Raw genomic sequence first — 7,634 nt, 5'->3', positions numbered from 1 at the left:
TCTGGATTGCCTCTGAAGACCACGATTTTGAAGAAGTCCGGCACACCACCATTCTCGACGCCAATGGAAGTCCGCTCACCCTGACCTATCCAACACGTCCGCCCGGACAGCCATCTGTCGGTGCCATCCTCCTCGATGGCCAGGTCGAAGCCACGCTCCAGCAACTGGAAGCCGCCCTGCCCCGTACGGAATTCACGGCTGACCTGTGCCAGAAACTGTCGGCAACCTATGCTCTGGGAAGCGCCTGGTGTGACGCCTTTGCCCGCTGGCTTCACCACCTCTTCGCGCCGTTTGGCGTCATCCTCGTTGACCCGCGCGACGAACACCTGCGCCGACTGACACAACCCGTGATGGAGGCGGTCATCCACCAAACTCCAGAGCTGATTGCCCGGCTTGTAGAGCAGGCGCAACGGTACGCATCCAACGGACGACAGCCACAGGTCAAAGTCAGCCCGACTTCAACGACCCTGTTCCTCGAAGTGGACGGCAGCCGCACAGCCTTGCTCCACGATGGAAACCGCTTCCAGCTCAAGTCAGCACCGGAGAAGACCTACACCACACTGGATTTGGTCCACATTCTCCGCCAAGAACCACTGCGCCTGACGCCCAGCGCACTCCTGCGACCGGTTCTCCAAGACGTTCTGTTCCCGACCGTGGCCCAGGTCGTCGGACCAGCCGAAATGCAGTACCTGAGTCAATCCCAAGTTATCTACGACTATCTCGGAATTCACGCGCCGGCCCGTTGGGCGCGCGCCAGTGTGACGCTGCTTGAAAGTCGCCATGCGAAGACGCTCGATAAACTTGGCCTCACGCCAGCATCCGTTTTGCTTGGGACACAGGAACTCGCCCGCCAGGCGATGACAAAACTTGCTGATACCAAAACACTTGACTGCTTCCGGGAAGTGAAAGCGACGTTTGAGGCAGAACTCGACCGCCTCAAACAGTCCCTGCACGAAAGTGACCCGTCCCTGGCCGAAGCACTTGAACGCGGGCGGGAAAAAATCTTTTACCAGCTCAACGGCCTCGAACAACGCTTTCTGACCAACCAGGCCCAGCGCCACGCCACGCTGCTACGCCAGATCGAGCGGGCCACGGCTGCCCTTGCCCCCTTTGGCAAACCCCAGGAACGAGTCCTCAACATTCTGAGTTTCCTCGTCAAATACGGGTCGCAGCTTTTGACGCACATTTACCACCAGCTTGATTTCAGTACGTCTGACCACCAGTGGCTTTCACCGGCCCCGGCCGGGCCCGATAAATCCGAAGCAGCGGGTCCTGCCCCCCGGTAATTTCCTCTCCCCAGCGTACCTCCGGGAAGGCTCCACTCCCGTCTGACCACGCGAAGTAGTAGTCCACTTTGTAATCAGTCAGCATCCGTGCCACTTCTTCCGGGTCTGCCTGAGCCGGGGCGACACCGTAGTATTGCCCACGCAGAAACCAGGTCAGGTACAAGGACTGATGCCACTCCCGGTTGGACGCAATCCGCCCCTGAACGCCAAGCTGGGCACGCATCGCTTGGGCCTGCCGGTGCACTTCCCGGTAGGACTCAAACGCACCATCCTTCCGCAAAGCATCTCTTGCTAAAGCTCTTGCTGGATGCCAAGTAAAGGTTCCTATCACAAACAAAAGCAGGACAAAGTGTAGCTTCCTGGGAACTTTAAACTGGGATCCGGTCAACCACACCAACCACGCCCCGGCGACGAGCACCCAGTAAGCCAGCGGTAGCAGATGCCGCGCCTCGACATAAACTGCTGCGTGGCCGGCGACATAGAGCAGGATACCTGAAAGCAGCACACCAAAACGCCGCCGCAGCGCAGAAACAAACCAAACCCCAACCATCATGCCGAGCACAATGGGTAAGGTTAGCCAGGAATACTCACGGCTGTATGCAAAGGCAGTGACGCGCAAGCGAAAAATCGTCATGAAGACCTGATAATGAGCGTACTCAAACGACTCAAACGGGCTCCACGGCTGGATAGGTAAGGATGTGGGATCAGTCCAAAAACTCGTATCCCCTGCTTCCATAGGAGCAAAGAACCTCATTTCTCTTGGATTGATGAAAGGATGTACGCAGTTCATCCGCGGCCCTGCCCAAGCATACGTAATCCTTCCTGCCGAGCCAGACATCCACACGCCGTACTTTGCCTTCAGGGCAACCATCCAGATAGCACTCACACAACCCGCCACCCACACAGATGAACCAAGCAAAACGGCAGCGCAAACGCCTTCGCAAAATACCCAAGCGCCACCAAAAACCCACCCCACACCGACGCCCGGACATCCAGCCTCCCCTCCACCAACCACGCCGCGTACCACACCAGCACCGTCGCCACGAGTAGGTCCGGCGTAATGACATGCAGGGCATAGTACACGGTGAGCGGAATTGCCCCACCTGTCGCAATCGCACGCATCCACATGGGGCAGTCCCCCAGAAGGCACCACACACCTCCCAGCGCCACGCCGCCACTCATCAGCAACACCAGCTTGATGGCCACCTGCGGCGGCAGCCCCAAAAGCCGTAACACGGCTGTCAGCCATGAGATGAGCGGACTCCAGTACGCATTGATGGCACCCCATATATCGCCCCGCACATACTTCTCAGCAATGTCCAGGTAGGCAATGCCGTCCGGGTTGATTTGGAACTGGTATGCCGCCAGCAAACCCAGCCCCAGCGCCGTGTAAGCCAGCAGAATCCAGGTCAGCGGATGACGCACCAAGCTTCCCTGCCCGGCCAGCTCCGGGGACTCACTGGTGACACACTCCCTACGTATATTCACGCGCGACGCCCCAAGTACTTTTTGTCAGTGCAGCCATAATCTTTGGTTGCACCCTGTTCACGATTTGGTTGCTTTCGATAAAGTTAAGAAAATTGTTCAACATCCCAAGTTTTCTCATCAAATTTTCTCATCGAATACGGTCCGCAGCTTGTGACGCACAGCTACCACCAGGTCGATTTCAGTACGTCTGAACATCAGTGGCTTTCACCTGTCCCGGTCGGGTGCGATAAATCCGAAGCAGCGGGTCCTGCCCCCCGGTAATTTCCTCTCCCCAGCACACCTCTGGAAACGCCCCGGTCTCGTCCGACCACACGAAGTAGTAGTTTACGTCGTAATCTTCCAGCATCCGCGCCACGTCTTCTGAGTCCGCCTGAACTGGGGCGACACCGTAGTATTGTCCACCCAGAAACCAAGTCAGGTACAAAGACTGATGCCACTCCCGGTTGGACGCAATCCGCCCCTGAACGCCAAGCTGAACGCGCATCGCCCGGGCTGCCCGGTATAGCCCCCGACAGACCTCAAGCCCGGCATCGTTCCCCAGCGCCCCCTGTGCTAAAGCGTACGCCGGAGACCAAGCTACCGTTCCCACCACAAACAACAGCAGCCCCGCCCGGAGCCGTCTGGAAAGGTTCAGCCGCGCCCCAATCAACCACACCAGCCATACCCCCGCCACGAGTACCCAGTAGGCCAGCGGCAGCAGATGCCGTGCCTCGACATAGACCAGTGCGTAGCCGACGACATAGATGAGGATGCCCGACAGCAGGACGCCAAAACGCCGCCGCAGGGGAGAAGCAGTCCACACGCCACCCACCAGACCCAACACGATGGGCAGGGCCAGCACGGAATACGCAAAACTGTGAACCAAGGCAATGACGCGCAGGCGGTCGAGCGTCATGAAAACCTGATACTGGGCGTATTCAACGGACTCAAACGGACTCCACGGCTGGACAGGCAGGCGCGTGGGGTCCGTCCAAGCACTTGTATCACCTGCCTCTGCAGGCGCCCAGAAACCTGCTTCCACCGAATGGACGAGGTTCATCCGCGGCCCTGCCCAAGCATACGTAATCCTTCCTGCCGAGCCGAACATCCACACGCCGTACTTCGCCTTCAGGGCAACGATCCAGACGCCACTCACACAACCCGTCACCACAAGACTCACTGCCAGTGACCACAGCCGCTGACGCCATGCCACCTGCTGCTCCGCCAGCATTCGCCACCCGCACAAATGGATCAGGCAAAACGGCAGCGCAAACGCCTTCGCAAAATACCCAAGCGCCACCAAAAACCCACCCCACACCGACGCCCGGACATCCAGCCTCCCCTCCACCAACCACGCCGCGTACCACACCAGCACCGTCGCCACGAGTAGGTCCGGCGTAATCACGTGCAGGGCGTGGTACACCGTGAGCGGAATTGCCCCGGCGGTCGCCACCGCCCGCATCCACACGGGACAGTCCCCCAGAAGCCGCCACACTCCTCCCAGCGCCACGGCTCCACCCGTCAGCAACACCAGCTTGATGGCCACCTGTGGCGGTAATCCCAAAAGACGTAACCCGGCTGTCAGCCATGAGATGAGCGGACTCCAGTACGCATTGACGGCGCCCCATACGTCACCGCGCGCGTACTTTTCCGCAATGTCGAGGTAGGCAATGCCGTCCGGGTTGATTTGAAACTGATACGGCGCAAGCAACCCCAGCCCCAAGGCCGTGTAAGCCAGCAGAATCCAGGTCAGCGGATGACGCACCAGACTCCACTGCCCGATCTTCGCTGGTACATCACCAGTGACGCTTTCCCTGCCATTCATCCGAGAATGTCCTTGCTGCGCAGCACCAGCATCGTCAGGAAAAGCAGGGTCAGGAACATCCCCATCAGCACCCCGACATCGAGCAGCAAGCTGCCAAAATCATTGAGAAAGCCGACGAAACGCGACTTGTCTTCGGGCGGATATTCAATGCGCGGCGCTTCCGGCGCTTTTTCCGGCTTGGGCATCTCCGGTCGCACACCACCTGTCCGCAGGAAGCCCTCCAGGTCGTTTTTGTATTCATCCAGTCGCTGCTGCTGCCGCTTCCGGTAGGCTTCAAGCTGTTCCTTGAAATCGTCAATGGCCTGCTGGTTCTGCTGCTTGATGCGCCCGATTTCACCACTGGGATCATCTTCCCCGCCTACCCCACGCAACACCCCCAGTCCGCCCTGCCTGACGCCAATCCGCTTGAGCGCGTCATAGGACCACATCGCTGGCATCACCAGACTCACTCCCTTGGCCATCCCCTCGTTGGGAAGCAGCAAACCACCAAACAAAATCTGTGGAATGAGAACCAGCGGCACAAGGCTCGTCGCCATCTCCGAGGTCTGTACCAGGGCTGAGATCAACAGTCCCATGGCAATGCCCACCAGGTGCGAGAGCATCAGGTATGGGAGGACAAGCAACGGCGACCCAGGCACGGACTCCACAGCCGCCATCACCCCGTACAGCAGGACAACCTGCACCAGGCCAACCAGGGTCAGCACCACCAGCTTGGAGCCAACATAGGGAACGATGCCCAGGTTGACCATCCGTTCCCGCCGGTAAATGCTCATTTCCTTGACGATTTCCCGCGCTGCGTTCGAGCATCCAAACCAGATGGCCGACAGTGCCAGCACGAAATACGGAAAATCCCGCGCCCAGTCGTGACCAACCGCCAGTCCGGTCAGCAAAGCAATGATGGGTGCCTGTCCAAACAGGATGGCCAGGTTGAGCCGGTCGGCCAGTATGACGCGCGCATAACGCGCCGAAAGCACAAGCATCTGATCCAGGCTGCGCAGAAAAGTCAGACGGCTTTTGGCAGGGCGCTTGCTTGCCAGCGGTTTCCGGGCAAGTTCCGCCAGCGGCTCATGGACGTACTTCCGATAGGCATCGGACTGTTCATATTTCCGCTGCCAACCGATGGCGACTTCGTCGCTGTTCGGATCGCCCAGCGTGTCAAAGAGTTCCTTGATGCTAGTAATGCCAAAGTAGGCCAGAGCTTCGGACGGCGGGCCAAACCACACCAGCCGCCCACGCATGAGAACCACGATCTTGTCAAACAGCCGGACGTTCTCCATCGCGTGCGTCGTCAGGATGACGGAGTGCCCGCCCGAAGCAATCTGCCGGAACAGATGCATGATTTTTTCTTCCGTGGCCGGGTCGAGTCCCGAAGTCGGCTCATCGAGAAAAATGATGCCGGGCTGCGTCACGAGTTCAACGGCAATGGAGACGCGCTTGCGCTGGCCGCCGGAGAGTTGCCCCACCGGAACCTTGCGGCGCGTGGTCAGCCCCGTCACATCGAGCACCTCAGTCAGGATGCGCTCGATTTCCTCATCACTCGTATCGGATGAAAGGCGCATCCGGGCGACGTAGTACAGCGTCCGCTCAACGGTCAGTTCGCGGTGAATGATGTCATCCTGTGGGACGTACCCGATGGATTGCTTGAAGCAGTCAATGTTTTCGTACAGGTTCAACCCGTTGACCAGCACAACGCCCTGCTCGGCCGGACGCATGCCGTTGAGCGCATCCATGAGCGTGGATTTGCCGGCTCCCGAAGGCCCCAGCAAACCCACGAACTCGTTGGCCGGAATGGAAAGCCGGACCCGGTCGAGCAACCGCACCGTGCCTGTCCCGTGGCGGTTGGGCACTTCCCTGGTCAGGTCAAAGACGTCAATCCGGGCGCGGCTGCGTGTATCAAAAACCGCAATGCCTTCGGGTTCGAGCCGAAAGAGAAACGGGCCAATCTGGATGACATCCGTTGCGCGCAGCCGGCACCGGGTAATCCGGCGGCCGTTGACATAGACGCCATTGGTGCTCTTGAGGTCTTCCAGCGTCCACCCCTGGGCATCCCGCCCAAAGACGGCGTGCTGTTTGGAAATCTGGAGCAGATCAAGCTGGATGTCATTTTCCGGCGCCCGCCCCACCGTCAGCTGTCCAGGTGTCTTGCCCTGCGCAAAGTGTTTGCGCGTCACGAAGTTCCTGGCTTCCGTCGCCTTTTGCGGCGTGGCCAGACGCACTCCGCGCGATGAAGCCAGGGACACCGTGTGCTCGCCGGTTGACGACACCACCGGAGCCGTTTCCGGTGCAACGAAGCGAAACTGCGCTCCACCAACACCAATCTCGATGAGTGCGCCCGGCTGAAGTGGAGCCGGGGCAGCAATCCGGTAGCCATTGACGAGCGTCCCGTTGAACGATCCGAGGTCGCGGATAAAGTACGTATCCCCCTGGCGCTCGATGATGGCATGCTGCCGCGAAACGGTTGGAAACTGTCGTTGGTCAAGCGCAATGGTATTCCCCTGATCGCGCCCAATCGTGACCACCGGTTCTGTCAACACAATCCGGCGTGGCACCCCGGCGTTGAGCAACTCAAGGTAGGGCTTGGTCATGGCAGGCCCGGCATCGGGCCGTTGGGGCCAGGACCACCCACCATTGGTTTTCTCAGGGTCGGCTTTCCCGAAATCAGCTCCAAGGTTGGAGCCGGTCACTGACGGGGACGGGCGTGCCGGCGCAGCCTGTACCGGCGGCAGGGGTGCAGCTTCTGGTGCGGCGTCGAAGCGTTCGACGCGCAGACAGGGGCCGCCTTTCCCCAACTGGATGATGGCTCCAACACCCAGCAGCATCGGACCTTGAATCTGCTGGCCGTTGACAAATGTGCCGTAGGTGCTTCCGACATCGGCAATCGTCAAGACGCCATTCTGCCAGGTGACCTTGGCGTGCCGCCGTGAAACTCCCTGTTCCTGGTCATCAAAACACAAGCGGCATTCCGCCGGATCGCGCCCGATGAAAAAATCGGCGTCTGCCACAACAACCTGCTCACCAGCACGGCGACCGGTGAGATATGTCAACACCAGGTTCAT

General features: G+C 59.5%; 5 protein-coding genes (1 of these 5 running past the window's edge). 1 reads left to right on the top strand and 4 read right to left on the bottom strand.

Annotated features, from left to right (window positions below):
- Positions 1–1,286 carry the 3' portion of a bacillithiol biosynthesis cysteine-adding enzyme BshC gene (bshC, locus tag CABTHER_RS00395; RefSeq protein WP_014098599.1) on the top strand. 301 nt of this gene lie to the left of the window's left edge, so only the last 1,286 of its 1,587 coding nucleotides appear in the window; its start codon lies off the left edge, out of view; its stop codon occupies positions 1,284–1,286.
- On the opposite strand, the gene CABTHER_RS16405 is transcribed toward bshC, so the two are convergent.
- From CABTHER_RS16405 to CABTHER_RS00380, 4 genes are all read right to left on the bottom strand, one after another.
- On the bottom strand, positions 1,204–1,920 hold the full coding sequence (locus CABTHER_RS16405; protein WP_148263867.1) for a hypothetical protein: 717 nt from the start codon (positions 1,918–1,920) through the stop codon (positions 1,204–1,206). The two genes, bshC and CABTHER_RS16405, sit on opposite strands and share 83 nt — an antisense overlap.
- A 248-nt stretch (positions 1,921–2,168) precedes the next feature.
- Positions 2,169–2,774: a hypothetical protein gene (locus CABTHER_RS00390; RefSeq protein WP_148263866.1), complete on the bottom strand. Its 606-nt coding sequence runs from the start codon at positions 2,772–2,774 to the stop codon at positions 2,169–2,171.
- A 178-nt stretch (positions 2,775–2,952) separates the two neighbouring features.
- On the bottom strand, positions 2,953–4,578 hold the full coding sequence (locus CABTHER_RS00385; protein WP_014098597.1) for a hypothetical protein: 1,626 nt from the start codon (positions 4,576–4,578) through the stop codon (positions 2,953–2,955).
- Positions 4,575–7,625 carry an FHA domain-containing protein gene (locus CABTHER_RS00380; RefSeq protein ID WP_187288388.1) on the bottom strand — a complete coding sequence of 1,017 codons (3,051 nt, stop codon included), beginning with the start codon at positions 7,623–7,625 and terminating at the stop codon, positions 4,575–4,577. Before CABTHER_RS00380 ends, CABTHER_RS00385 begins: the two co-directional genes overlap by 4 nt.
- Positions 7,626–7,634: the final 9 nt, after the last annotated feature.

Source organism: Chloracidobacterium thermophilum B (assembly GCF_000226295.1).
In the GTDB taxonomy this organism is placed as follows: Bacteria; Acidobacteriota; Blastocatellia; order Chloracidobacteriales; family Chloracidobacteriaceae; genus Chloracidobacterium; species Chloracidobacterium thermophilum.
This window is presented reverse-complemented; position numbering and strand designations above follow the sequence as displayed.

Bases quoted from the DNA above. Each gene is read 5' to 3' on its own strand.
- CABTHER_RS16405 (WP_148263867.1), bottom strand. From the start codon at position 1,920: ATGACGATTTTTCGCTTGCGCGTCACTGCCTTTGCATACAGCCGTGAG.
- CABTHER_RS00385 (WP_014098597.1), bottom strand. From the start codon at position 4,578: ATGAATGGCAGGGAAAGCGTCACTGGTGATGTACCAGCGAAGATCGGG.